We start from the raw sequence: 26,364 nt of genomic DNA on the forward strand, positions 1-26,364 counted from the left end.
GCTTCCTTTGTACTCACCCTCTCGGGCTTTCCTCCGGGCGCTTCCCTTCGGTCTTGCGTTTCCGACTCTATCAGACCCTTTCGTGTCCGATTCCCGGTCGAAGCGGGTCTCGCATTTCCGCTTTTCAGTTCTTCGCTTTCGCGCTTTCCCTTTCCAGCGGTTTCAACCTTACCAGACCGCGTCCGTGCCGTTTCCGGTCCGAATTTGAATTCCAGTGGCCGTTGAAGTGGCCTTGCCTTTCGGCGCATCCGACATTATCAGAAGTTCTGAGTCGGAATTTCCCGTCCCCTCGGGGCTCGCAGCACACATGTGTGCGCGGTGCTTCCCGGTGAGGCGGAGACGTAAACCTACTGGAGCGGGGCGCCCCGATGCAAATCGGGGGCCCCGCTCCGGAGTTCGCGCCTGTCAGAGGGTCAGACCTCGACGACGACGGGGAGGATCATCGGGCGCCGGCGGTAGGTGTCGGAGACCCACTTGCCCACCGTGCGACGGACGAGCTGCTGGAGCTGGTGCGGCTCCATGACGCCGTCCTGCGCCGACTTGTTGAGGGCCTCTTCGACCTTCGGCACCACGGCGCTGAACGCCGAGTCGTCGATTCCGGATCCCCGGGCCTGGAAGTGGGGGCCGCCCACGATCTTGCCGGAGGAGCTGTCCACCACGATGAAGACCGAGATGATGCCCTCGTCGCCGAGGATGCGGCGGTCCTTGAGCGAGGTCTCGGTGACGTCGCCGACCGAGAGGCCGTCGACGTACACATAGCCGGCCTGGACCTTGCCGACGATCTTGGCCTTGCCGTCGATCAGGTCGACGACCACGCCGTCCTCGGCGATGACGATGTGGTCCTTCGGGACACCGGTGAGGGCGCCCAGTTCGGCGTTGGCCCTGAGGTGGCGCCATTCGCCGTGGACCGGCATCAGGTTCTTCGGCTTGCAGATGTTGTAGAAGTACAGCAGCTCGCCGGCCGAGGCGTGGCCCGAGACGTGGACCTTGGCGTTGCCCTTGTGGACGACGTTGGCGCCCCAGCGGGTCAGACCGTTGATCACGCGGTAGACCGCGTTCTCGTTACCCGGGATCAGCGACGAGGCCAGAATGACGGTGTCGCCCTGGACGATGCGGATCTGGTGGTCGCGGTTGGCCATCCGGGACAGTGCCGCCATCGGCTCGCCCTGCGAGCCCGTGCAGACCAGCACCACCTCGTCGTCCGGCAGGTCGTCAAGGGTCTTGACGTCGACGACCAGGCCCGCGGGAACCTTCAGATAGCCCAGGTCGCGGGCGATGCCCATGTTCCGGACCATCGAACGCCCGACGAAGGCGACCCTGCGGCCGTATTCGTGAGCCGTGTCGAGGATCTGCTGGATGCGGTGCACGTGGCTGGCGAAGCTTGCCACGATGATGCGCTTCTGCGCGTTGGCGAAGACCGTGCGCAGGACGTTCTGGATGTCGCGCTCGGGCGGGACGAAGCCGGGGACCTCTGCGTTCGTCGAGTCGGAGAGCAGAAGGTCGATGCCTTCCTCGCTCAGCCGGGCGAAGGCGTGGAGGTCGGTGAGGCGGCCGTCCAGCGGGAGCTGGTCCATCTTGAAGTCGCCGGTGGCGACGGCCAACCCCGCAGGCGTGCGGATGGCGACCGCGAGAGCGTCCGGGATGGAGTGGTTGACCGCGATGAACTCGCAGTCGAAGACTCCGATGCGCTCGCGCTGCCCCTCCTTGACCTCGAGGGTGTACGGGCGGATGCGGTGCTCCTGGAGCTTGGCCTCGATGAGCGCGAGGGTCAGCTTGGAGCCGATGAGGGGGATGTCCGGCTTCAGGCGCAGCAGATACGGGACACCACCGATGTGGTCCTCGTGTCCGTGCGTGAGGACGATGCCCTCGACGTCGTCCAGGCGGTCCCGGATGGTGGTGAAGTCCGGAAGGATCAGGTCGATTCCCGGCTGTTCCTCTTCGGGGAAGAGGACACCGCAGTCGACGATGAGCAGGCGGCCGCCGTACTCGAAGACCGTCATGTTGCGGCCGATTTCGCCGAGGCCGCCCAGAGGGGTGACCCGCAGGCCGCCCTTCGGGAGCTTCGGCGGGGTGCCGAGTTCAGGATGCGGATGACTCAAAAGACTCTCCTTACCACGCGCGCCACGTACCGCTTGGGCACGTGGCGCGCGTGTCATTCGTGCACTTGCTGTTGTCTTTGGTGGTGCTCAGTTGCGATTTTTCTTCGCGTATTCAGTTGTGAAGTCCGTGGTTACAGCTGTACCCCACCGGCGGCAAGGTCGATCTTGAGCTGCGCCGTTTCCTGTGCGCTGAGTTCCACCAGCGGGAGGCGCAGCGGACCTGCGGGGAGGCCCTGGAGGGCCAGCGCGGCCTTGGAGGTGATCACACCCTGGGTACGGAACATTCCCGTGAACACCGGCAGCAGCTTCTGGTGGATCTCCGTTGCCTTCTGCACGTCTCCGCCGATGTAGGCCTCGACGAGGGCACGCAGCTCCGGCGTGACGACATGGCCCACGACGGAGACCAGGCCGACCGCGCCGACCGACAGGAGCGGCAGGTTCAGCATGTCGTCGCCCGAGTACCAGGCCAGGCCGGACTGTGCGATGGCCCAGCTGGCGCGGCCGAGGTCGCCCTTGGCGTCCTTGTTGGCCACGATGCGCGGGTGCTCGGCCAGCCGGACCAGGGTCTCGGTGTCGATCGGCACACCGCTGCGGCCGGGGATGTCGTAGAGCATCACCGGAAGGCCGGTGGAGTCCGCGATCGCTGTGAAGTGGCGGAGGAGGCCCTCCTGCGGCGGCTTGTTGTAGTACGGCGTGACCGCCAGGAGGCCGTGGGCGCCGGTGCGCTCGGCCGTGCGGGCGAGTTCGATGCTGTGGCGGGTGTCGTTGGTCCCGATGCCGGCGACGATGTGCGCCCGGTCTCCGACCGCCTCCAGCACAGCCCGTACGAGCTGGTCTTTCTCCGCGTCGCTGGTGGTCGGGGACTCGCCGGTGGTGCCGTTGATGATCAGGCCGTCGTTGCCTGCGTCCACCAGATGGGTGGCGAGCCGCTGGGCGCCGTCGATGTCGAGTGCGCCGTCCGCCGTGAAGGGCGTGACCATAGCGGTGAGGACCCGCCCGAAGGGGGTCTGCGGAGTGGAGATCGGAGCCATGGGTAACACGCTACTCGTTGCTCGGCGTCCATTGCCCCCTCGGGGGGACAAGCAAGAGGAGCCCGGCACTGCCTGCTCGGGGGTTCAAGCAGTGCCGGGTCCGTTTGATCAGCCTAGATGAACTTCACGAAACGCCGCAATACGGACACCGCCTACGGGGCGACGCGTCCGTTCTTGTTGAAGGCTGCATGGGTGAGCGGCATCAGCTGCGCCCAGTGCGCCTCCATCTGCTCCCCGACCATTTCGATCTCCCGCTGCGGGAACGACGGAACCTTCGCGAGCTCGTGCTGCGTGCGCAGGCCTAGGAAGTGCATCAGCGAGCGTGCGTTGCACGTGGCGTACATGGAGGAGAACAGGCCGACCGGGAGGACCGCACGGGCCACCTCGCGGGCCACTCCTGCCGCCAGCATCTCCTGGTAGGCCTCGTACGCCTGGCGGTACGAGTCCTCCATGACACGACCGGTGAGGTCCGCCTGCGCCTGCGTGCCGTCGACGAACTCGTACTTGCCGGGGCGGCCCTGCTGGACGAGCTTGCGGGACTCCCCCGGAACGTAGAAGACCGGCTCCAGCTCCCTGTAGCGGCCCGATTCCTCGTTGTACGACCAGCCCACGCGGTGTCTCATGAACTCGCGGAACACGAAGATCGGGGCGCTGATGAAGAAGGTCATCGAGTTGTGCTCGAACGGGCTTCCGTGCCGGTCCCGCATCAGGTAGTTGATGAGCCCCTTGGAGCGCTCCGGATCCTTGGTGATCTCTTCGAGGGACTGCTCACCGGCCGTCGAAACTCGGGCGGCGAACAGCACATCGGAGTCACCGGCAGCGTGTTTCACCAGGTCAACGGTGACATCGCTGCGGAAGCTGGGCTTTGCGGGCTCGGGGGTCTCGGTCACCGGCGGGGTCCTTCCAATGGCGTCGCTCGGGCGGCGTCCACTCTACGGGCCACCGCTGACAACGCGGTCCGCACCGCCCGTCCCGGGATTTCTTCCGCCAATCCGGCGATTCGGGGCACCGATCGGGCTCGCCATGCGTCTGACTCAGTAGCACCACCCGAATCAGAGTTCAAGGAGAGTTACCTCATGTTCCGCCGGCGTGAATCCGTCCCGTTCTCGTTCGTAGCCGAGGCCGACCGGTTCCGCAGTAACGTCACACCTCCCCCGCGGGAGCGTGCCTCCCTCTCCGAGAAGGCGGGCCGCGCACTCACGGGCCTGGCGGTCGTCGCCGGTCTTGCCGGATCCCTGCTGCTGGGTCTCCCGGCGCTGGACCCCGAGCAGTCGCCGTCGCACCACCAGCAGACCGAGGCCGCGCACGGGCGCTGACTCGTACGGGCCCCCTGGGGTGGTCCGGTCGGTAGCCTCCTCGGTAGCCTCACCGGGCACAGCAATCGAGCGTGCTTGTGAGTGAGGATCAGTCGTGCCCCTGCCCTTTCTGACGGCCGACCGCGCATTTGACGCGAGCGCTGAGGACGTCGCGCTGCCGTTCGACGACCACGACAGCTGGCGGCGCCCCTACCGCCCCGGGCCCTGGCGCGTCGCGGCCGCGGCCGGGTTGCTGCTGCTTGCCTCGTTCGTCCTGTTCGCCGGGATGATCACAGCGTTCGCCGGAGCGATGCCCGGGGCCGGCGCGTGTCTCGCGCTGGCCCTCGCGGTGATCATCTGCGCTCTGCGGATGCTGCGGGTCGGCGCCTGGGTGAGCCGGCACGGTGTGCGCCGGGTGGGCTTCTTCCGGACGACGACGGTGCCGTGGAACCGCGCCGCCGCGGTGCGTACGGTGCAGCAGCCGGTCAAGTGGCTCGGGTTCCCGCGCACGGTGCAGGGCCAGGCCCTGATCGTCGTGCGCAAGGGCGGCGACGCGGTGCCGCCGCTGCTCACGGACTCCAACGCGGACTTCCTGGCGCGCGGTGAGGCGTTCGACAGGGCCGCCGACACGATCGAGGCCTGGGGGGACGAGTACCGGCAGCACTGAGGTCCGGCCCGCCCTCCCCGGCTGCAACACAGGAAGACCGCCCGGCGTTCACGACGAACGCCGGGCGGTCTTCCTGTGCGGGCGACAGGCGCAGGGCGGGTACTGAATGCAGTCCCCGTCCGCCGTCGGGCAGGGGGGACCTCGTCGTACGCCCAGGGCCTGCCGTCGCCCGAGGGGCGGCGCGGCAAGCGGGAGTGCGGGACAGCCCTCAGGTGCCGGAAGGGGCCTGTGAGGCCGGTGTGCGGTGGCTGTGGAGGGCGATGGCCCGCTGCATGGCCTTCCTGGCCCGGGGAGTGTCCCGGGCGTCCTGGTAGGCCACAGCAAGGCGGAACCAGCAGCGCCAGTCGTCCGGCGTGTCCTCCGTCTCCTCACGGCGGCGCGCGAACACCGCGTCGGCAGAGTCCCGGTCGATACGCCCGCTCGGGGTACGGGCCAGGTCGTCGACGGGCAGGCCGCCCTCGGCGTCGAGTTCGACGGCCAGGGCATTGGCCCTCCGGACGAACTGGGTGTTCTTCCAGAGGAACCAGATGCCGATCACCGGAAGGATCAGCACGGCGACCCCGAAGGTCACCGTCAGCAGCGTGCCGTGCTTGATGAGCAGGACACCTCGGCTGCCGACCAGGAGGAAGTAGAAGACCAGGACGGCAGCGGTGACGATGTACGTGATCTTTGCGCGCATGGCGGTGGGCTCAGTCAGTTCAGGTCGAGGAAGTTTTCCAGGCCGAAGGTGAGGCCCGGTGTGGTCGCCACGCGGCGTGCTCCGAGCAGGATGCCCGGCATGAAGCTGCTGTGGTGCAGGGAGTCGTGCCGGATGGTGAGGGTCTCGCCCTCACCCCCGAGCAGCACCTCCTGATGGGCCAGGAGCCCACGGAGCCGGACCGAGTGGACCGGGATCCCGTCCACGTCCGCGCCACGCGCCCCGTCCAGTGCCGTCGCCGTGGCGTCCGGCTGGGGCGCGCAGCCCGCCTCGCGGCGGGCCTCGGCGATCAGCTGGGCGGTGCGCGCGGCGGTGCCGGAGGGGGCGTCCGCCTTGTTGGGGTGGTGGAGCTCGATGACCTCGACCGACTCGAAGTAGCGAGCGGCCTGCTGGGCGAACTTCATCGTCAGGACCGCGCCGATGGAGAAGTTCGGCGCGATGAGCACACCGGTCTCCGGCGAGCCGGAGAGCCAGGTGTCGAGCTGTGCGAGCCGTTCGTCGGTCCAGCCGGTGGTGCCGACCACGGCGTGGATGCCGTGCCGGACGCAGAAGTCGAGGTTGTCCATCACCGATGCGGGGGTGGTGAGCTCGACGACGACCTGGGCGCCGGAGTCCGTCAGGGACTCCAGCTTGTCGTCGCGGCCGAGTGCGGCCACCAGTTCCATGTCGTCGGCGGCCTCGACCGCTCGTACCGCTTCGGAGCCGATACGGCCCCGGGCACCGAGAACGGCCACGCGCAGCTTGCTCATGCTTGCTTCTTTCGGGTGACTAGGCGACTGATTCGTGGAGGCGGTCGGCCTGCTTGTCCTTGAGCGGGCCGATGACGGAGAGCGAGGGGCGGTGTCCGAGGACCTCGCCCGCCACCGCTCGGACGTCGTCGGGGGTCACCTGCGCGATGCGGGCCAGCATGTCGTCGACCGACATCTGCTCGCCCCAGCACAGTTCGCTCTTGCCGATCCGGTTCATCAGAGCACCGGTGTCCTCCAGGCCGAGGACGGTGGAGCCGGAGAGCTGGCCGATGGCGCGGCTGATCTCCTCGTCGTCGAGTCCGTCCGACGCGACCCGGTCGAGCTCGTCGCGGCAGATCTTGAGGACGTCGTGGACCTGGCTGGGCCGGCAGCCCGCGTACACGCCGAAGAGTCCGCAGTCCGCGAAGCCCGAGGTGTACGAGTAGACGCTGTAGGCGAGGCCGCGCTTCTCCCGTACCTCCTGGAAGAGGCGGGAGCTCATACCGCCGCCGAGGGCGGTGTTGAGCACGCCGAGGGCCCAGCGGCGCTCGTCGGTGCGGGCCAGTCCCGGCATGCCGAGGACCACGTGGGCCTGCTCCGTCTTGCGGTTCAGCAGGTCGACCCGGCCCGCGGTGCGCAGCGTGCGGGAGCCCTCGCGCGGCGCCGTCGGGACGGCGTCGGTGCGGGAGAGTGCCCCGGCCCGCTCGAAGGCCTTGCGGACCTGGCGTACGACCGTGGCGTGGTCGACGTTGCCGGCGGCGGCGACGACCAGGTGCGTGGGGTCGTAGTGCTTCTTGTAGAACCGGGCGATCTGGCCGCGGTTCAGGGCGTTGATCGTGTCGACGGTGCCGAGGACGGCGCGGCCGAGCGGGGTGTCGCCGAGCATGGTGTGCGCGAACAGGTCGTGCACGCAGTCGCCCGGGTCGTCCTCCGTCATCGCGATCTCCTCGAGGATGACGCCGCGCTCGGCGTCGACGTCCTCGGAGGCGATCAGGGAGCCGGTCAGCATGTCGCAGACGACGTCGATGGCCAGCGGCAGGTCCGTGTCGAGGACCCGCGCGTAGTAGCAGGTGTACTCCTTCGCCGTGAAGGCGTTCATCTCGCCGCCGACCGCGTCGATCGCGGACGAGATGTCGAGGGCGCTGCGCTTGGCGGTGCCCTTGAAGAGGAGGTGTTCGAGGTAGTGCGTCGCGCCGTTCAGCGTCGGGGTCTCGTCGCGTGATCCGACGTTGGCCCAGATGCCGAAGGTGGCGGAGCGTACGGAGGGCAGCGTCTCGGTGACGATGCGCAGGCCGCCGGGCAGGACCGTGCGGCGGACCGTGCCGATGCCGTTGGTGCCCTTGAGAAGCGTTTGGGTACGGGCGACGGCCCGCCCCTCCGAGGAGGGGCGGGCCGTCGTCACGGAACTACGGGACGTCACTTGTCGGTGTCGTCCTTCGTCTCGTCCTCTTCGCCCTCGATGACGGGGATGAGGGAGAGCTTGCCGCGGGAGTCGATCTCCGCGATCTCGACCTGGACCTTGGCGCCGACGCCGAGCACGTCCTCGACGTTCTCCACGCGCTTGCCACCGGCGAGCTTGCGGATCTGCGAGATGTGCAGCAGGCCGTCCTTGCCGGGCATCAGGGAGACGAAGGCACCGAAGGTGGTGGTCTTGACGACCGTACCCAGGTAGCGCTCGCCGACCTCCGGCATGGTCGGGTTGGCGATCGCGTTGATCGTGGCGCGCGCGGCCTCGGCCTGCGAGCCCTGCTGGGCACCGATGTAGATGGTGCCGTCGTCCTCGATCGTGATGTCGGCGCCGGTGTCCTCCTGGATCTGGTTGATCATCTTGCCCTTGGGGCCGATGACCTCACCGATCTTGTCCACCGGGATCTTGACGGTGATGATCCGCGGGGCGTTCGGGGACATCTCGTCCGGGACGTCGATGGCCTCGTTCATCACGTCGAGGATGTGGAGGCGCGCGTCACGGGCCTGCTTCAGCGCGGCGGCCAGGACCGAGGCGGGGATGCCGTCGAGCTTGGTGTCGAGCTGGAGCGCGGTGACGAACTGCTTCGTACCGGCGACCTTGAAGTCCATGTCACCGAACGCGTCCTCGGCACCGAGGATGTCGGTGAGGGCGACGTAGTGGGTCTTGCCGTCGATCTCCTGCGAGATCAGGCCCATGGCGATACCGGCGACGGCGGCCTTGAGGGGCACACCGGCGTTCAGCAGGGACATGGTGGAGGCGCAGACCGAGCCCATGGACGTCGAGCCGTTGGAGCCCAGCGCCTCGGAGACCTGGCGGATCGCGTAGGGGAACTCCTCGCGCGACGGCAGCACCGGCACGATGGCGCGCTCGGCGAGCGCACCGTGGCCGATCTCGCGGCGCTTGGGCGAGCCCACGCGGCCGGTCTCGCCGACGGAGTACGGCGGGAAGTTGTAGTTGTGCATGTAGCGCTTGCGGGTCACCGGGGAGAGGGTGTCCAGCTGCTGCTCCATACGGAGCATGTTGAGGGTGGTGACGCCCAGGATCTGGGTCTCGCCACGCTCGAAGAGCGCCGAGCCGTGCACGCGCGGGATGGCCTCGACCTCGGCGGCGAGCGTACGGATGTCCGTGACGCCACGGCCGTCGATGCGGACCTTGTCCTTGATGACGCGCTCGCGGACCAGCTTCTTGGTCAGCGCGCGGTAGGCACCGGAGATCTCCTTCTCGCGGCCCTCGAAGGCCGGGAGGAGCTTCTCGCCCGCGATCTCCTTGATGCGGTCGAGCTCCGCCTCGCGCTCCTGCTTGCCGGCGATGGTGAGCGCCTTGGCGAGCTCGGTGCTGACGGCCTTGGAGAGCGCCTCCAGGACGTCGTCCTGGTAGTCGAGGAAGACCGGGAACTCACCGGTGGGCTTGGCAGCCTTGGCGGCGAGGTCGGACTGGGCCTTGCAGAGCGCCTTGATGAAGGGCTTCGCGGCTTCCAGACCGGCGGCGACGACCTCTTCGGTCGGGGCCTCGGCGCCGTCCTTGACGAGCTGGATGGTCTTCTCGGTGGCCTCGGCCTCGACCATCATGATCGCCACGTCGCCGTCATCGAGGACGCGACCGGCGACCACCATGTCGAAGACGGCGTCCTCGAGCTCGGTGTGCGTCGGGAAGGCGACCCACTGGCCCTTGATCAGGGCGACGCGGGTGGCGCCGATGGGGCCGGAGAAGGGCAGGCCCGCCAGGATCGTGGACGCGGAGGCGGCGTTGATCGCGACCACGTCGTACAGGTGGTCGGGGTTGAGCGCCATGATCGTCTCGACGATCTGGATCTCGTTGCGCAGGCCCTTCTTGAAGGAGGGGCGCAGCGGGCGGTCGATCAGGCGGCAGGTGAGGATCGCGTCCTCGGAGGGGCGTCCCTCCCGGCGGAAGAAGGAGCCGGGGATCTTGCCGGCGGCGTACTGCCGCTCCTCGACGTCCACCGTGAGGGGGAAGAAGTCGAGCTGGTCCTTGGGCCGCTTGGAAGCGGTGGTGGCCGACAGCACCATGGTGTCGTCGTCCAGGTACGCGACGGCGGAGCCGGCGGCCTGCTTGGCCAGGCGGCCCGTCTCGAAGCGGATGGTGCGGGTGCCGAAGGTTCCGTTGTCGATAACGGCCTCGGCGTAGTGGGTCTCGTTCTCCACTAGTGATTTCTCCATACTCGTCGTCTTTCGTCCTGGCGCCCGTGTGGCGCAGGACGGTGCGGAGAAGCGCACCTTGTGTGCGGGGCCGGTCTTCGATCGAAGCTCCCGGGCGTTTTCCCGGGGGCCACTACCGAGGACCGGCGGCGGCCGTGGCGCGCCTCTCCTCGTCTGTTGTTGTACGTCCAGGTTACTGAGGTTGCCCCCGGTAGCGCACGTACGGCAAAGGGAGCGGCCCCCTGGAAGTGGGAACCGCTCCCTGTCACAGCGTCCTTACTTGGCGCCGCCGGCCGCGCCACGGCGGATGCCGAGGCGGTCGACGAGCGCACGGAAGCGCTGGATGTCCTTCTTGGCCAGGTACTGCAGGAGGCGGCGACGCTGGCCGACCAGGATCAGCAGACCACGACGGGAGTGGTGGTCGTGCTTGTGCGTCTTGAGGTGCTCCGTCAGGTCCGAGATGCGGCGCGAAAGCATGGCGACCTGAACCTCGGGGGAACCGGTGTCGCCCTCCTTCTGCGCGAACTCGGTCATGATCTGCTTCTTCGTAGCGGCGTCGAGCGGCACGCGGTACTCCTCTTGGTGTTCGATGCGCCCACGAGTGCCCCTGGTCTTGATCTCAGGGGAGCTTGAGTGACTCGGGAGCGAAGGTCCGATGAGCGCAGCTCCCAGAATCAACCGGGAACGCGTACACAAACGGCCACAGCCAGACTACCAGCCGTCCGGAGCGGCCCTTACGGGCCTCAGCCCGTGAGCGCTCTGGCCCTGGCGAAGACGTCGAGGACGGCCAGGCAGAGCGGGACCAGCGACAGCAGGAGCGCGCTCTCCGCCAGGTCCAGGGTCCGGCCCCAGAACGGGGAGAGTCCCTTGCGGGGAACGATCAGGCCGGCGGCGGTGAGCAGGGTCGCGCCTGCGGCGACGGCGGCGCAGATCCAGATGGTACGGAGGTCGAGGGAGCCTCGGTCTCCGTAGCGGGCGAGCTCCGTCACCAGGTCGGCGGGCGGATTCAGTGCGAGTCCGAGGATCAGCAGGGCGAGGGCGCCGAGTCCCGCCGCGAGCACGCAGACGACCTGCGAGGTGTAGCGGAAGAGCCGGGCGCGCAGCAGCATGGCCGCCCCCGTGGCCAGGGCGAGCAGTTGCGCCCAGGTGTCCCCGGAGAAGCCGAGCACCGCGGCGGACGCGACGACGAGGGCCGCGCAGCCTCCGACGAGGCCGAGCAGGAGCTCGTGGCCGCGCCGTGCCCGCTCCGCGATGTGCGCGGCGTCGACGGGGGCGTCCCGGTGTCCGGTGTCCGGATCGGCGAAGGGGTCGTCGTAGCCGGTCCGCGCGGTGTGCTGCGGGGCGTATCCGATGGGGAGGCGGGCGAAGCGGGCCGAGAGGCCCGGCAGGAAGGCGACGAGTCCGATGGCGGCCGGGGCGCAGACGGCTGCCGCCGCGGCGGCCGAGGACTCGGCGAGGATCGCGGCGAAGGCCGCCAGGGTGCCCGCGGTGGCGAGGAGGGCCGCCGCGACGAACGGGGCGTCGCCGCTCGGAGTGACGGCGACCAGGACCACCGAGGCGACCAGCACGGCGACGCAGCCGAGCAGCAGCTGGAGCCGGCCCGGCCCCTGGCCGGCGTCCGGGCCGATGATGCCGGAGCCCGCGACGAGGACGAGGGGCAGGGCGCCGAGGCCGAGGGCGACGGCTGTGACCCGGTCCCCGTAGACCCGGGCGCGCACCCCCGCGAAGGCGGTGAGCAGCACTCCGGCGGCGCCCGCGACGATGCCGGGCAGGCCGTGCATGTCGTGGCGGACCGGGTCGGCGAACCAGAGGACGAAACCCATGAGGACGAGCAGCAGTGCGGCGCCGGCCGGGCCGGCGCCGCGCAGCAGGTCGTCGCTCCACAGGTGGCGGTCGCGGGCGACGGCGGAGGCGACGGCGTCCGAGACGTCGTCGAACACGGCGGGCGGCAGCGATTCGGCGAACGGCCGCAGGCTGAGGATCTCCCCGTCGAGCACCCGTTGGGCGGCGAGGGTGCGGGCTCCGTCGAGGACCGTGCCGTCGCGCCGGACGAGGTGGTGGCCGGCGGGGACGGCGACGGCCTGGGTCCGGCCGGTGAGGCGGACGATCTCCGGGCAGATGTCGGCGACGGCGAGGTCCTCGGGCAGTGCGACGTCGATCCGGCGGTCGGGCGCCACGACAGTGACGCGGCAGAAGCCGGTCGCTGCGGTCGTACTCACGTGTCTGGTCCCCCTGGTCCGCGGTTGCGCAGGATGCGCGCGCCACCCTACCGGGAGGGGTGAATCCCGGAACCTTCGACGGAGTCCGGCAAGTAGGATCGCCGTCGCGCGGAGGCCAGTCCGTGGGCGGAGGCAGCCACGGGGGCGCCGGTGCGGGTCCGTCCGGCCCCCGGCCCGTCCGTACCGAGGGATTGATGCACCGGTGAGCCAGATCGTCGTGAAGCGTCCGCCGCGGGCCCTGCCGCCGGAACTGCCCGCGGACGGGCTGACGTTGAAGGCCCCTCCCCTGCTTCCGCGAGGGCAGCGCGAGGGCTTGCTGATGCAGGTCCTGCCGGTGCTCGGCATGGGTTCGTCGGTGGTCTTCTTCTTCTCACCGCAGGCACCGCCGTTCATGCGGATCATGGGTGTGCTGATGCTGGTGTCGACGGTCGCCATGGTGGTCGCCCAGTTGGTCCGTCACCGGCGTGGTACGCAGGGGCAGCTGGCGGACGCCCGGCGTGACTACCTCGCGTATCTGGCGCAGATGCGGCGTACGGTGCGCCGGACGGCGCGCGCCCAGCGTGATGCGCAGTTGTATCTGCACCCCGATCCCGAACAGTTGTGGTCGGTGGTGGCGGAGGGCGTCCGGGTCTGGGAACGGCGTTCCGGTGACCAGGACTTCGGGCAGGTGCGGATCGGGCTCGGGGTGCAGGCGCTGTCGACGCCGCTGTCGGCGCCGGAATCCGATCCGGCCGACGATCCGGAGCCGGTGTGCGCGGGGGCGCTGCGGCGGTTCCTGGCGGTGCACAGCTCACTGAGCGGGCTGCCTGTGGCGTTCCCGGTGCGGGGCTTCCACCGGGTGACGGTGTGCGGGCTGCCGGAGTCGGCGCAGTCGGTGGCCCGGGCGGTGGTGGCCCAGTTGGTGACGTTGCACTCGCCGGATGATCTGGTGGTCGCGGTCGTGGCGGGGCCGGAGGCGGTGGCGCGCTGGGACTGGACGAAGTGGCTGCCGCACTCGCAGGTGCCGGGTCAGGTCGACGGGGCCGGTTCGAAGCGGCTGTTCGCGGCGGACCTGGCCGCTCTGGAGCCGCTGCTGGCCGGCCGGCTGGAGGGGCGGCCGCGGTTCGGCCGGGAGAGCGCGCCGCTGCTGGACCAGCCGCACATCGTGGTGGTCCTGGACGGCGGCCGGACGGCGCCCGACTCGGTGTTGGCGGCGCCCGAGGGGTTGCAGGGCGTGACCGTCGTCGAGGTGGTCGAGGGTGCGCCCGCCGCTTCCCGCGGCGGACTGTCCGTGATGGTGCGGCCGGGGCTGCTGCGGATGGAGGCGGGTGCGGGCGCGGCCTGCGAGGGCGTACCGGACGGCATCTCGCCGGCCGCGGCCGAGGCGCTTGCCCGGCAGCTGGCGCCGCTGCGGACGGGCGGCGGCAAGGACGGTGAACCGCTGCTGTCCGACCTGGACTTCGCGGAACTGCTGAGCCTCGGCGACGCGGGCGCGGTCGATGTGGCGCGCACCTGGCGGTCGCGGCCGGTCTCCGAGCGGCTGCGGGTGCCGATCGGGGTCGGCGAGGACGGGCTGCCGGTGATGCTGGACCTCAAGGAGGCGGCGCAGGAGGGCATGGGGCCGCACGGGCTGTGCATCGGTGCGACGGGTTCCGGCAAGTCGGAGCTGCTGCGGACACTGGTGCTGGGGCTCGCGGTCACGCACCCCTCCGAGACGCTGAACTTCGTGCTCGCGGACTTCAAGGGCGGGGCGACGTTCAGCGGGATGTCGCAGCTGCCGCACGTGGCCGCGGTCATCACCAACCTGGCCGACGACCTGGGCCTCGTCGACCGCATGGGCGACGCGATCCGTGGTGAGCTCCAGCGCCGGCAGGAGCTGCTGCGCTCGGCGGGCAACTACGCCAACATCCAAGACTACGAGAAGGCCAGGGCGGCGGGTGCCGCGCTGGAGCCGCTGGCCTCGCTGGTACTGGTGATCGACGAGTTCTCCGAACTGCTGACCGCCAAGCCCGACTTCATCGACATGTTCATCCAGATCGGCCGCATCGGCCGTTCGCTGGGTGTGCATCTGCTGCTGGCCTCGCAGCGGCTGGAGGAGGGCAGGCTGCGCGGCCTGGACACGTACCTCTCGTACCGGATCGGGCTGCGGACCTTCTCGGCCGCGGAGTCCCGGACGGCGCTCGGGGTACCTGACGCGTACCACCTGCCCTCCGTGCCGGGCTCGGGTTATCTCAAGTCCGGCACGGAGGAGATGACCCGCTTCAAGGCGGCGTACGTGTCGGGGGCGTACCGCACGGGCGTACCAGCCTCCACGACGGGGCAGTTGCCGGCCGCGCGGCGGGCCGCCCTCTTCCGTGCGCTGCCGGTGGCGTCGGCGGAAGCAGAGGTGGACGGCGTCGTCCCGCGGGCCGGGCGGGTCCGGGCGGACGCGGTCACGGACACCGTGCTCGACGTGGTCGTGCGGCGGCTGGAGGGCCAGGGGGTACCGGCGCATCAGGTGTGGCTGCCGCCGCTGGACCGGGCTCCGGCGCTGGACCAGCTGCTGCCGGGGCTCGCGCCGGCCGAGGGGCGCGGGTTCACCGCCACGGAGTACACCCGGCCCGGCGGGCTGACGGTCCCGCTGGGCCTGGTCGACAAGCCGTTCGAGCAACGGCGCGAGGTGCTGTACAGGGACTTCTCCGGGGCTGCGGGGCATCTGATGGTGGTCGGCGGTCCGCAGTCGGGGAAATCGGCGCTGCTGCGGACGTTGATCGCCTCGTTCGCGCTCACGCACACCCCGCGGGAGGTGCAGTTCTACGGCCTCGACTTCGGTGGCGGCGGGCTCGCCCCGCTGGCCGGGCTGCCGCACGTGGGACAGGTCGCCTCCCGGCTGGACCCGGAGCGGGTGCGCCGCACGGTCGCGGAGGTGGCGGGGGTGCTGGCCCGGCGCGAGGAGCTCTTCCGGGCCCGGGGCATCGACTCGGTCGCCACGTACCGGCGCAGCCGCGCTGTCGGTGAGCTGCCCGGCGAGGCGTGGGGGGACGTGTTCCTGGTCATCGACGGCTGGGGCGGCTTCCGGACCGAGTACGAGTCGCTGGAGCCGGTCGTCACGGACATCGCCGCGCGCGGTCTCGGCTACGGAGTCCATGTGGTCCTCTCGGCCGCGCGGTACATGGAGGTGCGCGCCGCGCTCAAGGACCAGATCCTCGGGCGGCTCGAACTGCGGCTCGGCGACGTCATGGACTCGGAGTTCGACCGGAAGGTCGCCGGCCGAGTGCCCGCCGGGGTGCCCGGCCGTGGTCAGGTGGCGGAGAAGCTGCACTTCATGGCCGCGCTGCCGCGCATCGACTCGGTCACCGGAGCGACGGGCCTGGCGGACGCGACCGCCGCGCTCGTCGCCGAGGTGCGGGCGAACTGGCCGGGCCCCCCGGCCCCGTCCGTACGGCTGCTGCCGGTCAAGCTGCCGGCGGAACAGCTGCCGAAGGGGTTCGAGTTCCCGGACCGGGGCATCGCGATCGGGATCGCCGAGACGGATCTGGAACCGGTGTTCGTCGACTTCGACACCGATCCGTTCCTCCTGGTCTTCGGCGAGAGCGAGTCGGGCAAGACCAATCTGCTGCGTCTGATCACGAAGCAGATCGCGGAGCGGTACTCACCCGACGAGGCGAAGCTCGTCGTCGGGGACTACCGGCGGGGGCTGCTGGGCGCGCTGCCGGAGAGCCATCTGCTGGAGTACGCGCCGACGGCGGACGCGCTGGCGACGCACATGGAGGCGCTGGCCGGTGTGTTCGCGCGGCGGCAGCCTCCGGCGGACGTGACTCCGCAGCAGTTGCGGGACCGGAGCTGGTGGACCGGTCCGCGGATCTTCGTCGTCGTCGACGACTACGACCTGGTGGCGACGGGCGCGGGTGGGCCGCTGGCCCCGTTGGCGGAGTACCTGCCGTTCGCCCGGGACACCGGCGTGCGTTTCGTCGTCGCTCGCAGTTCGGCGGGGGCGTCGCGGGCGATGTACGAGACGTTCTTGCAGCGGATCAAGGAGCTGGGGGCGCAAGGGGTGGTGCTCTCCGGCAATCCCGCCGAGGGCGACCTGATCGGGGCGGTGCGCGGGCATCCGATGCCGCCGGGGCGCGGGTACTTCGCCACCCGGCGGCGGGGCTGCCCGCTGGTGCAGACCGGACGGCTTCCGGATCGGGCCTGAGGCCTCTGGTCCGGCAGGCCGGGTCCCGGGAGCCGGCACGGCCGGAACGAGAGGCCACGGGCAGTCGGCGGGCCGTGCGCACGGCGTCACGGGAGCACAGAAAAGCGTCCTTCGCCGGGGAATCGGCGACCTGGCCAAAGGCCGTGGCGGGGCCTGTACGGTGCCGTGCAGAGCCACGTACGGAGAGGAACTCTTGACCATGGGCACGCAGGCGGAGAAGGACGAGCTGTACGCACTCGACATCTCGGGGGTGGAATGGCTGAGTGCGCCCGGGACCGAGCAGGCGCAGGAGCGCGTCGAGATCGCGCATCTGCCGGGCGGGGCCGTGGCGATGAGGTCCTCGCTGGACCCCGAGACCGTGCTGCGGTACACGGAGGCCGAGTGGCGTGCGTTCGTACTGGGCGCCCGGGACGGCGAGTTCGACCTCACGTGAGGGCGGGCGCGGCATGAGCGAGGGGCACGTCCGGGTGAACGTGCCCCTCCCCCGTACGCGGCCCGTGGGCCCGCGTTCAGTACGCCTCGGTGAACAGGCGTGAGGCCCTGAGGTCCGTGGCGCGGTAGTTGCCCTTGCCGTTCTCGATGATCCTGGCCACGTGTTCCAGGCGGCCCTTCATGTCGTCCGCCTTGCCGCGGTACTTGTTCTGGAGCATCACGTACGCGGTGTGGGCCTCGCCGTCCCAGGTGTCGGTGACCACCTTGAGCGCGCCGTCCATCTCCTCCAGGTCACGGCAGATGTTCTGCGAGACCACACGGATGCGGTTCGCCATCTCCTGGACGCTTTCGTACCTGACCTTGGTGTGCGGATCGTGCCCCATCAGGGTTCTCCTCTGGCTCTGCTGCGGGGAGTGGAACGAGGGCCGGTTCAGACGCCGTTGAGCCCCGAGGCGTTGCCCGCCGAGGCCGGTGTCCTGACCGCGTTGAAGGCCGCGCGGACCTCCTCGTCGTTCGCGTTGCTGAGGTTCCTGGTGCTGCCCACGGCGTGGAGCAGCACGTTCAGCAGGCGGCGGATCTCGTCGTGGTCCTCGTTGATCAGAAGCTGTGCGGACGTGAATCCCGAAGCGCCGACGCCGGTCCACCCCGCCCCGGCTGTCGCGAGGATGTCGGCCAGTTCCCTGGACTGCGTGGAGACCGCCTCGGCGGTTTTGACGATCTTGTTCCTGGCCTGGATGACCGGTTCGTCGGCAAGTCCGAAACCGCCCGCGGGGTTGGTCATGCGGAGGTCCTCTCTCGGTTCGCGAAGGGAAGCGGGGCAGGGGTGGGTCGCGCCGGCTCGGGTGACATCCCTTCGGCCGGTTCCTGATCCCCCGTCACTCATGTGAAGTCCGTGATCACATTAGCCACTTCGGCGTCGCTCTCCGAGACATCACGGCTACGGAGAGCTGTCCGTACGCGGGTCAGCGACGGCGTGGGGCGCGGCGTCCACGAAGGTCTCGTGCCACGGTCGCGGCGCCGGCCACCACACCGACGAGCACGGCCGCCGCGGCCAGTGCGTAGGTCGCGTACCGCTTGCTGCGTTGCTGCGAGGTCTCCGACAACGCCAGGTGTGCGGGCTCGGGTGCCCGGGCTCCGGCAGCCGGCGCGTCCGGGTGGGGGGTGTCCTGCGGTTCGTCGTCTCCCGACAACGCGCGGACGGGATCGACTACACCCCATCCGACGAAGGCGTCACGCCCGTTGACGGAGCGTTCCGCCGTCTGTTCGATACGGGCGATGACCTGTGCCGCCGTCCAGTCCGGGTACCTGGCGCGCATCAGCGCGACGACCCCGGTGACGTACGGCGCGGCGAAACTGGTGCCGTTGTCGGTGCACTGGCCGTTGCCCGGGACGGTGGAGACGATGTCGACGCCGGGTGCGGCGACGCCGACGAAGTCCCCCGACTGGGAGAAGGGTGCGCGCTCGTTGTTGCGGTCGGAAGCGGCGACGGCGAGGACACCGTCGAAGGCGGCGGGGTAGGTGCGCCGTCTCCGGCCGTCCATACCGTCGTTGCCCGCGGCGGCGACCACCACGATGTCCTCGGCGATCGCCCGCGCCACCGCCCGCCCGAGCAGCGAGTCGGCGGCGAGCGGCCTGGTGGTGTCCTGGGAGATGTTGATGACCTGGGCGCGCTCGGTGATCGCGTGGTCGATCGCGGCGGCCATCGCGCTGTCCAGTCCGTTGTGCCGCCCGTCGGTCTGACGGATCGGGATGACGGTGGCCTCGGGGGCCAGACCGACGAATCCGGTGCCGGTGCGGGGGCGGGCGGCGATGATGCCGGCGACCTTGGTGCCGTGACCGACCTCGTCCACGGTCCCGTCGCTGCCGCCGCCCTCGGTGTAGTCGATGCCGGCGGAGGCGTCCACGGCACCCCTGAGCTGAGGGTTCGTGTCGTCCACCCCGGTGTCGATGACGGCGACCCGGATCCCCTTGCCCCGCGTGTCCTGCCACAGCTCGTCCAGGAGCACCCGCTGGAGCGGCCAGGGGCGCCCCTCGAACTGCTCCTTCATCGGGAAGTCGCACGTGCCGACGCCGTCGATCCGCAGACCGTCCGGCGCCGGAACGCCTGTGCCGACGCCGTCCATCCGCAGACCGTCCGGCGCCGGAACGGCGTACGCGGCCTGCGGCCCCGCGAAGGCGCCCAGCGCGGCCGCGGCCGCCGCCAGCAGGAGCCTCTTCCGGTACGGCATCGCGCACTCTCCCCCACGTGTGTCCACTGGTGTACCGCCGCCCCGTCCGGCCCTTCAGGAACCCTGGGGCCGGCGGGCGCTGTTGGTGTCGAGCCGGGGGCCTCTGGCGAGGAACTCCGACCAGGCGATCGGGACGAGGGCGGGCGTGACCTTCCCGTATCCGAGCCTGATCTGGGCCTGGCTGGGTTCGGGACGCCCGTCCGCACCGGCCTTCGCGCCGTCGGTGCCGATGTCCGAGCGTTCGGCGTCGCTGTCGCCGTTCGCCTGAACCGCGTACCGCAGTCCGGTGTCGGTCACCAGGAAGAGTGATCCGTCCGGGCTGGACTGCCCTTCCCGGACCTGCGTGTAGAGGAGTCCGCTGCCCGGGGTGACGTACGTGCTCGTGCCGCCTGCGCCGACGGGCGCGGGGTACGCGGCGCCGGCCCAGACGCTCAGCGTCGTACGGCCCTTGCCGTCCGTGCGGCGCAGCACGTTGCAGACGGTGTCGCGGCCGGCGGCGCCCGCATCGGCGGCGTTGACGCGGACGGCTCGGCGCGCGGGCCAGTGCGGGGCCTGGCCCGCGAAGGGCTCGGAACCGGGGACGAAGTCCTGGAGGCCGGCCGGGCGTGCCTCGCCGGCCGCATCGAGGGCTGCGGTCTGCGGGGAGTTGATCAGCAGCCAGGCGGTGAACTCGGAGACGGGCAGGACCCTTTTGTCGAGGACGACGTAGTAGGCGGTGCCCTCTCCGTTCCTGGTGCGCAACACCGTGCCCACGCGGTTCTCCCGCGCGGAGAGGTGGCCCTCGATGTGTGCGGGGGCGCCGACGTCGCCGGGGATCCGCGGGAAGGCGACGGGGCTGCCCTCGTGGAGGGTGGCCAGCCAGTCGTCGGTGACGGGCTGCGGCTGCGCGCCTCCGACCAGGGCGCCGGTGAGATGGCCGAGGTCGGCGGCGGTCTCGTCGATGCGGTACTTGGTGCCGCGGGCGTCGACGAGGTAGCGGGTGCGGTCCTGCCCCCTGACGTAGAGGACCTGACCGCCGGTGAGCCTCCCCGCCCCCTCGGTCAGTTCCTTGTCGCGTTCGGCGAGGACGAAGGCGGCCTTCTGGACGGTGTTCCCCCTGCTGCCGGGCTGCACGCAGACGGCCCAGCGCTTGGCGGTGCCCGCGTCGTCCTCCTCGGGCAGCCGGTCGGGGGCGTACGGGATGCCGAGGACGGGCCCGCGCGGAGGGTTGCCCGCGTCGAGGATGTCGTCGGCGACCTGGATGACGCCGTAGTTCTGCGGGGTCAGCAGCAGCCGGGCCGAGGCGAGGTTCAGCACGGGGTGCAGCTGCGTCCGCCGGTTCCCGCCCTTGCCGGTGGTGAGCACCACGTAGCGGGTGGTCGACGTCTTGCCGACGATCACCTTGGTGCCGGGGCTGTCCCAGTCCTTGGGGGCCGCCGGCCTGAACATGCCGTAGGCGCCGAACCCCGCGAGGATCAGTGCGCCGGCGACCAGGCCCGGAAGGACGGCGCGCAGGGGGCGCGGGGCACCCTCGTCCGAGCCGGTGGGTGAGGGCTGGAGGAAAGCTGCCACCACGCGCCGCTTCGCGAAGGTGTACGCGTTGAGGTCGTCGCGCCGCGATGCCATGAGTCCGTCCGTCTCCCGTGTCCGACCGCACGGCACCGGGAGCGGCCGCGGCCGGCGTCCCGTACCGGACCCCCGATGCCGGACCGGCTCCCTACTATGCCTGTAGATCCAGCGGTGTTGTGGGCCGGGTAGGGTGATTCACCCCGCCGGAGACCCCGGTGGGACGGGCCCGGCACGGGTCGCTCCGAGAGGCGCGCCGGGCCGGATGAACGGGGGGATGCCGCGATGACGGCTTCCGCGACGCGGACGGCTCAGGTCCCGGACACCGTGCCTCCCGCAACTCCCCGGACGGCGGCGCCGGGTCCTCCGGCCGGCGGCAGCGGGGCGGGCAGGACGCGGTGGAGCGGCCGGACCGGATGGTTCGGACCGTGGCGGCTCCACCAACTCGTCCTGTTCGAGATCGCGGGAGCGCTGCTGCTGTGCGCGTGGGCCGTGGAACCACTGCTGCTGGTCCCGGCCTCGGTGCCGGCCGCGCTGCTGGTGATGTTCGCCGTCGTGCGCAGGCGCCGCCGTTCCCTTCCCGCGCTGCTGCACGCGGTCCTCGCGCTGCGTGCCCGCAATCGCAGGGCCGCGTCGACGGGGCCCGCGGCGGGCACCGAACCGGGCATCGCTCCCCTGGTCGAGTGCGAACCGGCCCTGCGTACGCACTCGTTCGGGGGAGGCGACCGGCATCCGGCCGGAATGATCGGCGACGGTACGTATCTGACGGCGGTCCTCAGGATCGACGGGGACGGCACTGCGCTGCGACGGGACCGGTCCGCGAGACCGCTCCCCCTTGCTCTCGTACGGGACGCGCTCGAAGTCGACGGCATCAAGCTGGAGTCGGCGCAGATCGTGCAGCACACCCAGCCGGCGCCCGCGCCGCATCTCCCGGAACAGTCGGTCGCCGCCCGCAACTACGCCCCTCTGCAGGCTCGGACGGGTACCCCGGCCCTTCGGATCACCTGGATCGCCCTGAAGTTGGCCCCGGAGCTCTGCCCGGAAGCGGTCCGGGCCCGGGGCGGCGGTCTCACCGGGGCGCAGAAGTGTCTGGTGCGCGCGGCCGACCAGCTGGCCGGCAGGCTGTCCGGGGCCGGTCTGTCCGCGACGGTGCTCACCGAGCAGGAACTCGGCGCGGCGATCGCCACGTCCACCTGTGCGCGTCCGCCGGCCACTGCGGGGGCGGGACGGGACGGGGCGCCCGCCCGTCGCACCCGCGAGACCACCCGCACCTGGCAGTGCGACGACCGGCTGCACACCACGTACTGGGTGCGCCGCTGGCCGGAACTGGGAGAAGGCGGTGCCCCGATGCCTCAGTTCGTCGCGCTGCTCACCTCGGTCCCGGCCCTGGCCACGACGTTCAGCCTCACACTGGGGAGCGGCGACCGGCAGGAGATCACGGTCACCGGCCACGTCCGGGTCACCGGCCGCGATGAACAGGAACTCCTCGCAGCCCGGCACGAGTTGGAACGTACGGCCCGTGGCGTGAAGACCTCGCTGGTGCGGCTCGACCGTGAGCAGCTGCCCGGTGTGCTCGCCACCCTGCCACTGGGAGGTACCCGCTGATGTCCGCACCCGCACGGGGCCGAGGGCGACCGGGGTTCGGGCTGACCGGCCCGCGCCGCCCCCGGCACACGGTCCGGCCCGAGCAGCTCGCGTCGCTGGCCCTGCCGGTCGGCGACGACGGCGTGGTGATCGGTGTCGACGGCGAGGAACGCCCGGCCGTGCTCGGCGTCATCCGGCCCACTCCGTACGACGTCACGCTGATCGGAGGGCTCTGGACGGCACAGGTGCTGGCGCTGCGGGTGGCGGCGACCGGCGCCCGGGTCGTGGTCGAGACGGGACGGACCCCGGCATGGGAGGGACTGGTGCGGGCGGTGGGCGGTGAAGGCTGCGGCATCGCTCTGCACGAGGTGGGGAGGGTGCCACCGCAGGGCCCTTCGGCAGGCTCGCCGGTCGTCGTGGTGCGGGACTGCGGCATAAGGCCACCGCGCGGGCGGGTGACGTCCGGTCCGTGGCAGTCGGTGGTGACACTGCTGCCGTATCTGAGTCCGGTGGCGGCCGGGCTGATGGAGAAGTCGTCCCTGGTCGGCGTTCAGCGGGTGTCCCCCGACGAAGCCGAGCAGATCGGGCATCTCATGTGCCTCGGGTCCGACGAGACCCGGGCCCTGTCCACCCTGACGGACGGGGTCACCCTCTGGTGCACACGGCAGGACCGGAAGTTCGTGATGATGCGGGCGACCGATGCGGAATCGGGACTACTGGGCAGCGCCCGCCGGATGGACTGACGACTCACCACGACGTGTGCGAATTGTTCAGATTCCCCGGCACAGATGTGCATGTTTGACCGCTTTACGCCTCACTCTCGGTCGCACTCAGTCCACTTGGGGGCAGTACGTGACGTACGGGACAGCGATCGCGGTGCCGTACGGCCTGCCGTGGCGAGCCCTATGGCGATTAGGGTGGGTCCGGGCGCGGCAGGAGAACCTGCGGGCAGGCAGTGCGCGTCCCAGGGGGAGAGCCGGGCGGTTCGCACCAGGTTGTGTCCGGACCTGAGGGAACGGTCGCCCCCACCCACCACGGCACAAGGGTGCTCGACCACATCAGGAGGCAAAGTGAACGGCGATCGGGACGAGATGCGCGGGGGCTGGAACAAGCCCGTCGACGAGTCGTCCGACGCGGAGCCCGCCGAGATGACGGGTGAGTTCACCATCGACTACACCCCGCCCGCCTGGTACACGCAGAACGCGCCGGGCGACTCGTCGGGCGGAGCCGGCACGCATCTGGCCCCGCCCCCGCCGCCCACCGGCGCCCCGGTGTCCGTGCCCGGGCTGCCGGCCGCGGGCGCATTCGAACCCGACCGGACTCCGGCGCCGCCGGCACCGGCGCACGGTGCCGCCGCCGATCACCCGGTGCCGGGTGCGGCCGACGCGCCGGACCCCTTCGGGAGCGGTGACGTGGAGAGCGGCGCGACCATGCGCTTCTCGTCCGCCGCGCTGAAGCGGGAGATCGCCGAGCGCGAAGCCGCCGCGGAGGCCGCTTCCGCGCCTGCCGACGAGGTGGAGGACAGCCGCCCGGCGGCCGGCCCCGCCGGTGACGAGGTGGGGGACGACCCGCAGAACGGTTCCGGGAAGGCCGGGGAGACCGACGCGGCCCCCGACTCCTCGTCATCCGGGCCGTCCGACGCGCTGCCGTCCTCCGCCGCCGCCTCGGACTCCTCGTCGTCCGGGCCGTCCGACGCGCTGCCGTCCCTCGCCGCGGACGACGACGCCCCCGAGACCGACGCGGGCGAGCCCGGCGACGCCCCTGCGCCGGACGTCTCCGCGAGCCATGACGGCAGCGACGGCGGCCCGCACGCCGACGAGCCCTCCGACGCCGTGCCCACGGACTCGGCGCCCTCGGATGCCGTGCCCCCGCCCGTCCCCGCCGATGCGGCCCCCCTCGACGTACCGCAGGGCAGTGCACCGCAGGACGCGGCGCCCGCCCCCTGGACCCCCGCGCCGGCGTTGGGCGGACTGCCGCCGCTGCCGCCGTCGTTCCAGCCCGCGGCGCCGCAGCCCGAGGCACCCCGGCCCGCTTCCCACTGGCCCCCGTCGGCCCCGGCCGACAGCGGCCGGGGCGGCTACGGCTTCCCGCAGGATCCGGCCGCCCAGACCCCTCCGGGCCCGCAGACCCCGCAGGCTCTCCCCTTCCCGCAGCAGCCTCAGCCGGCCGCCCCCGCGCCGGAGGGAGGGTACGGCTTCCCCCAGCAGCCTCAGCCTCAGCAGGTCCAGCCGGGAGCGGCCCTGCCGGCGCAGCTCCCGCCGCCGCCCGCACCTCAGGCTCACCAGTGGCCCGGGCAGCAGGCAGCTGCCCTGCCCCCGCCCGTACCTCAGGCACCTCAGGCACCTCAGCCGCCTCAGGCCGCACAGCAGCCGCAGAGCGGTTACGGGTTCCCGCAGGGCGGCCTGCCGCCGGCTCAGGCCACCCCGAATCTGCCCGCGCAGATTCCGCCGCAGCAGCCGCAGCCCCCGTACCAGCAGCACGCACAGCAGCCGCACCCGCAGCAACTCCCGCCCCAGGGACCGCCGCAGGGACCGCCGCAGGGACCGCCCGCCGACCCCCGGGCCGGAACCGCCTGGCCCACGCCGGTCACCCATGACCAGCGCGAGCGTTCCGTTCCGGGCGCACCGCTCGGTTACACGGCTGCCGTGGAGCTCTCATCCGACCGGCTCGTCCGGGGCAAGCAGAAGGCGAAGAGCAGCCGCACCCCGTCCGGCGCTTCCCGCTTCAAGCTGGGCGGCAAGAAGGAGGAGATCGAGCGGCAGCGCAAGCTCGATCTGATCCGCACCCCGGTGCTCTCGTGCTACCGGATCGCGGTGATCAGCCTCAAGGGCGGCGTGGGGAAGACCACGACGACCACCGCTCTGGGCGCGACCCTGGCCACCGAGCGGCAGGACAAGATCCTCGCCATCGACGCCAACCCCGACGCCGGCACGCTGGGCCGCCGGGTCCGTCGCGAGACCGGGGCCACCATCCGTGACCTGGTCCACGCGATCCCGCACCTCAACTCCTACATGGACATCCGGCGGTTCACCTCGCAGGCGCCCTCCGGTCTGGAGATCATCGCCAACGACGTGGACCCGGCGGTCTCGACCACGTTCAACGACGAGGACTACCGGCGCGCGATCGAGGTGCTGGGCAAGCAGTACCCGATCATCCTCACGGACTCGGGCACCGGCCTGCTGTACAGCGCGATGCGCGGGGTGCTGGACCTCGCCGACCAGCTGATCATCATCTCGACCCCGTCGGTCGACGGTGCGTCAAGTGCGTCCACCACGCTGGACTGGCTGTCGGCGCACGGGTACGCGGAGCTGGTCCAGCGCTCCCTCACCGTCATCTCCGGGGTACGCGAGACCGGAAAGATGATCAAGGTCGATGACATCGTCCAGCACTTCGAGACGCGCTGCCGAGGCGTGGTCGTCGTGCCGTTCGACGAACACCTGTCGGCCGGCGCCGAGGTCGACCTCGACATGATGCGCCCGAAGACCCGGGACGCGTACTTCCACCTCTCCGCCCTCGTCGCCGAGGACTTCGCGCGCGCCCAGCAGCAGCAAGGGCTGTGGACGTCGAACGGCGGCAACCCGCCCCCGCAGTACGCCCCTCCGATGCCGGGCATGCAGATGCCGGGCCAGCCGGCGCCCGGCCAGCAGCCGTATGCTCCCCAGCAGCCGCAGCCACCGCAGCAGCCCGGCCAGCCCTACCCGCAGCAGCAGCCCTACGGCGGGCAGCCGCAGCAGCCCTATCCCCCGCAGGCGCCCGGCGCCGGGCAGAACTGGCAGCAGTCACTGCCCTCGCAGGCGCAGTCGACGGCCGGTCAGGCCGGCCCGCCTCAGCCGCAGCCGCACGGCGGACAGCCAGGTCAGCCGGGTCAGCCCGCCCACCCCGAACTCCACGGTCCCGTCCCGCCGGCGGGGTGGCAGCAGCAGCCTCCACAGCCGCCGCCAGCGCCTCAGCAGTAGGGCGTCAGAGGTCTGAACCAATGAGGGTCCGCATCGCTTACGCGATGCGGACCCTCATTGCATTCCCGCAGACCACACGCCGTTTCGGTGACCGTTGACGCGG

20 protein-coding genes are annotated in these 26,364 nt (G+C 71.0%); 7 read left to right on the forward strand and 13 right to left on the reverse strand.

Translation table 11 applies throughout. The annotated features are described in order from the left end of the window. Positions 1–413 precede the first annotated feature (413 nt). From ABZ434_RS14920 to thyX, 3 genes are all read right to left on the reverse strand, one after another. Positions 414–2,099, reverse strand: a complete 1,686-nt coding sequence (locus tag ABZ434_RS14920) for a ribonuclease J (RefSeq protein WP_359135604.1) — start codon at positions 2,097–2,099, stop codon at positions 414–416. A 131-nt stretch (positions 2,100–2,230) separates the two neighbouring features. Next, positions 2,231–3,130 (reverse strand): 4-hydroxy-tetrahydrodipicolinate synthase, encoded by a 900-nt coding sequence (gene dapA / locus ABZ434_RS14925; RefSeq protein ID WP_359135606.1) that lies wholly within the window; start codon positions 3,128–3,130, stop codon positions 2,231–2,233. A gap of 152 nt (positions 3,131–3,282) precedes the next feature. Then, complete coding sequence (gene thyX, locus ABZ434_RS14930; RefSeq protein WP_359135608.1) at positions 3,283–4,020, reverse strand: FAD-dependent thymidylate synthase; 738 nt, start codon at positions 4,018–4,020, stop codon at positions 3,283–3,285. Between the two features lie 186 nt (positions 4,021–4,206). Between thyX and ABZ434_RS14935 the strand changes: the two genes are divergently transcribed. Further along, a complete protein-coding gene (locus ABZ434_RS14935) occupies positions 4,207–4,446 on the forward strand; it encodes a hypothetical protein (protein ID WP_359135610.1) in 240 nt (79 codons plus the stop codon). A gap of 94 nt (positions 4,447–4,540) precedes the next feature. Further along, a complete protein-coding gene (locus ABZ434_RS14940) occupies positions 4,541–5,092 on the forward strand; it encodes a hypothetical protein (RefSeq protein ID WP_359135612.1) in 552 nt (183 codons plus the stop codon). Positions 5,093–5,300: 208 nt separating this feature from the next. On the opposite strand, the gene ABZ434_RS14945 is transcribed toward ABZ434_RS14940, so the two are convergent. From ABZ434_RS14945 to eccD, 6 genes are all read right to left on the reverse strand, one after another. Continuing rightward, on the reverse strand, positions 5,301–5,771 hold the full coding sequence (locus tag ABZ434_RS14945; protein ID WP_359135614.1) for a tetratricopeptide repeat protein: 471 nt from the start codon (positions 5,769–5,771) through the stop codon (positions 5,301–5,303). Positions 5,772–5,785: 14 nt separating this feature from the next. Then, complete coding sequence (gene dapB / locus ABZ434_RS14950; RefSeq protein ID WP_359135615.1) at positions 5,786–6,538, reverse strand: 4-hydroxy-tetrahydrodipicolinate reductase; 753 nt, start codon at positions 6,536–6,538, stop codon at positions 5,786–5,788. Positions 6,539–6,557: 19 nt separating this feature from the next. Beyond that, the gene (locus ABZ434_RS14955; protein ID WP_359135617.1) at positions 6,558–7,937 is read right to left on the reverse strand and encodes a pitrilysin family protein; all 1,380 of its coding nucleotides are present in this window, start codon (positions 7,935–7,937) and stop codon (positions 6,558–6,560) included. After that, positions 7,934–10,147, reverse strand: coding sequence for a polyribonucleotide nucleotidyltransferase (locus ABZ434_RS14960; RefSeq protein ID WP_359135841.1), 2,214 nt, complete (start codon positions 10,145–10,147; stop codon positions 7,934–7,936). Before ABZ434_RS14960 ends, ABZ434_RS14955 begins: the two co-directional genes overlap by 4 nt. A 270-nt stretch (positions 10,148–10,417) precedes the next feature. Then, complete coding sequence (gene rpsO, locus ABZ434_RS14965; RefSeq protein ID WP_018551846.1) at positions 10,418–10,708, reverse strand: 30S ribosomal protein S15; 291 nt, start codon at positions 10,706–10,708, stop codon at positions 10,418–10,420. Positions 10,709–10,884: 176 nt separating this feature from the next. Next, positions 10,885–12,360: a type VII secretion integral membrane protein EccD gene (gene eccD / locus ABZ434_RS14970; protein ID WP_359135619.1), complete on the reverse strand. Its 1,476-nt coding sequence runs from the start codon at positions 12,358–12,360 to the stop codon at positions 10,885–10,887. Positions 12,361–12,562: 202 nt separating this feature from the next. Between eccD and eccCa the strand changes: the two genes are divergently transcribed. Together eccCa and ABZ434_RS14980 are read left to right on the forward strand one after the other, a co-directional pair. Continuing rightward, positions 12,563–16,516: a type VII secretion protein EccCa gene (gene eccCa / locus ABZ434_RS14975; protein ID WP_359135621.1), complete on the forward strand. Its 3,954-nt coding sequence runs from the start codon at positions 12,563–12,565 to the stop codon at positions 16,514–16,516. Positions 16,517–16,715: 199 nt separating this feature from the next. Further along, the gene (locus ABZ434_RS14980) at positions 16,716–16,949 is read left to right on the forward strand and encodes a DUF397 domain-containing protein (protein ID WP_359135623.1); all 234 of its coding nucleotides are present in this window, start codon (positions 16,716–16,718) and stop codon (positions 16,947–16,949) included. 76 nt (positions 16,950–17,025) lie between these two features. On the opposite strand, the gene ABZ434_RS14985 is transcribed toward ABZ434_RS14980, so the two are convergent. The 4 genes from ABZ434_RS14985 to eccB all read right to left on the reverse strand — a co-directional run bounded on the left by ABZ434_RS14985 (position 17,026) and on the right by eccB (position 20,781). After that, on the reverse strand, positions 17,026–17,331 hold the full coding sequence (locus ABZ434_RS14985) for a WXG100 family type VII secretion target (RefSeq protein ID WP_359135625.1): 306 nt from the start codon (positions 17,329–17,331) through the stop codon (positions 17,026–17,028). A gap of 47 nt (positions 17,332–17,378) precedes the next feature. After that, positions 17,379–17,729, reverse strand: a complete 351-nt coding sequence (locus ABZ434_RS14990) for a hypothetical protein (protein ID WP_359135626.1) — start codon at positions 17,727–17,729, stop codon at positions 17,379–17,381. 181 nt (positions 17,730–17,910) lie between these two features. Further along, the gene (gene mycP / locus ABZ434_RS14995; RefSeq protein WP_359135628.1) at positions 17,911–19,176 is read right to left on the reverse strand and encodes a type VII secretion-associated serine protease mycosin; all 1,266 of its coding nucleotides are present in this window, start codon (positions 19,174–19,176) and stop codon (positions 17,911–17,913) included. Between the two features lie 54 nt (positions 19,177–19,230). Beyond that, positions 19,231–20,781: a type VII secretion protein EccB gene (eccB, locus tag ABZ434_RS15000; RefSeq protein WP_359135630.1), complete on the reverse strand. Its 1,551-nt coding sequence runs from the start codon at positions 20,779–20,781 to the stop codon at positions 19,231–19,233. 225 nt (positions 20,782–21,006) lie between these two features. On the opposite strand from eccB, the gene eccE reads away from it, so the two are divergent. The 3 genes from eccE (at position 21,007) to ABZ434_RS15015 (ending at position 26,261) form a co-directional block, all read left to right on the forward strand. Next, positions 21,007–22,326 (forward strand): type VII secretion protein EccE, encoded by a 1,320-nt coding sequence (eccE, locus tag ABZ434_RS15005; RefSeq protein WP_359135632.1) that lies wholly within the window; start codon positions 21,007–21,009, stop codon positions 22,324–22,326. Continuing rightward, positions 22,326–23,048 (forward strand): hypothetical protein, encoded by a 723-nt coding sequence (locus tag ABZ434_RS15010; protein WP_359135634.1) that lies wholly within the window; start codon positions 22,326–22,328, stop codon positions 23,046–23,048. The genes eccE and ABZ434_RS15010 overlap by 1 nt, the downstream gene beginning before the upstream one ends. Before the next feature lie 327 nt (positions 23,049–23,375). Further along, on the forward strand, positions 23,376–26,261 hold the full coding sequence (locus ABZ434_RS15015) for an SCO5717 family growth-regulating ATPase (RefSeq protein ID WP_359135636.1): 2,886 nt from the start codon (positions 23,376–23,378) through the stop codon (positions 26,259–26,261). Positions 26,262–26,364 lie beyond the last annotated feature (103 nt).

Origin of the sequence: Streptomyces sp. NPDC005761, assembly GCF_040630635.1 — a bacterium.
In the GTDB taxonomy this organism is placed as follows: domain Bacteria; phylum Actinomycetota; class Actinomycetes; order Streptomycetales; family Streptomycetaceae; genus Streptomyces.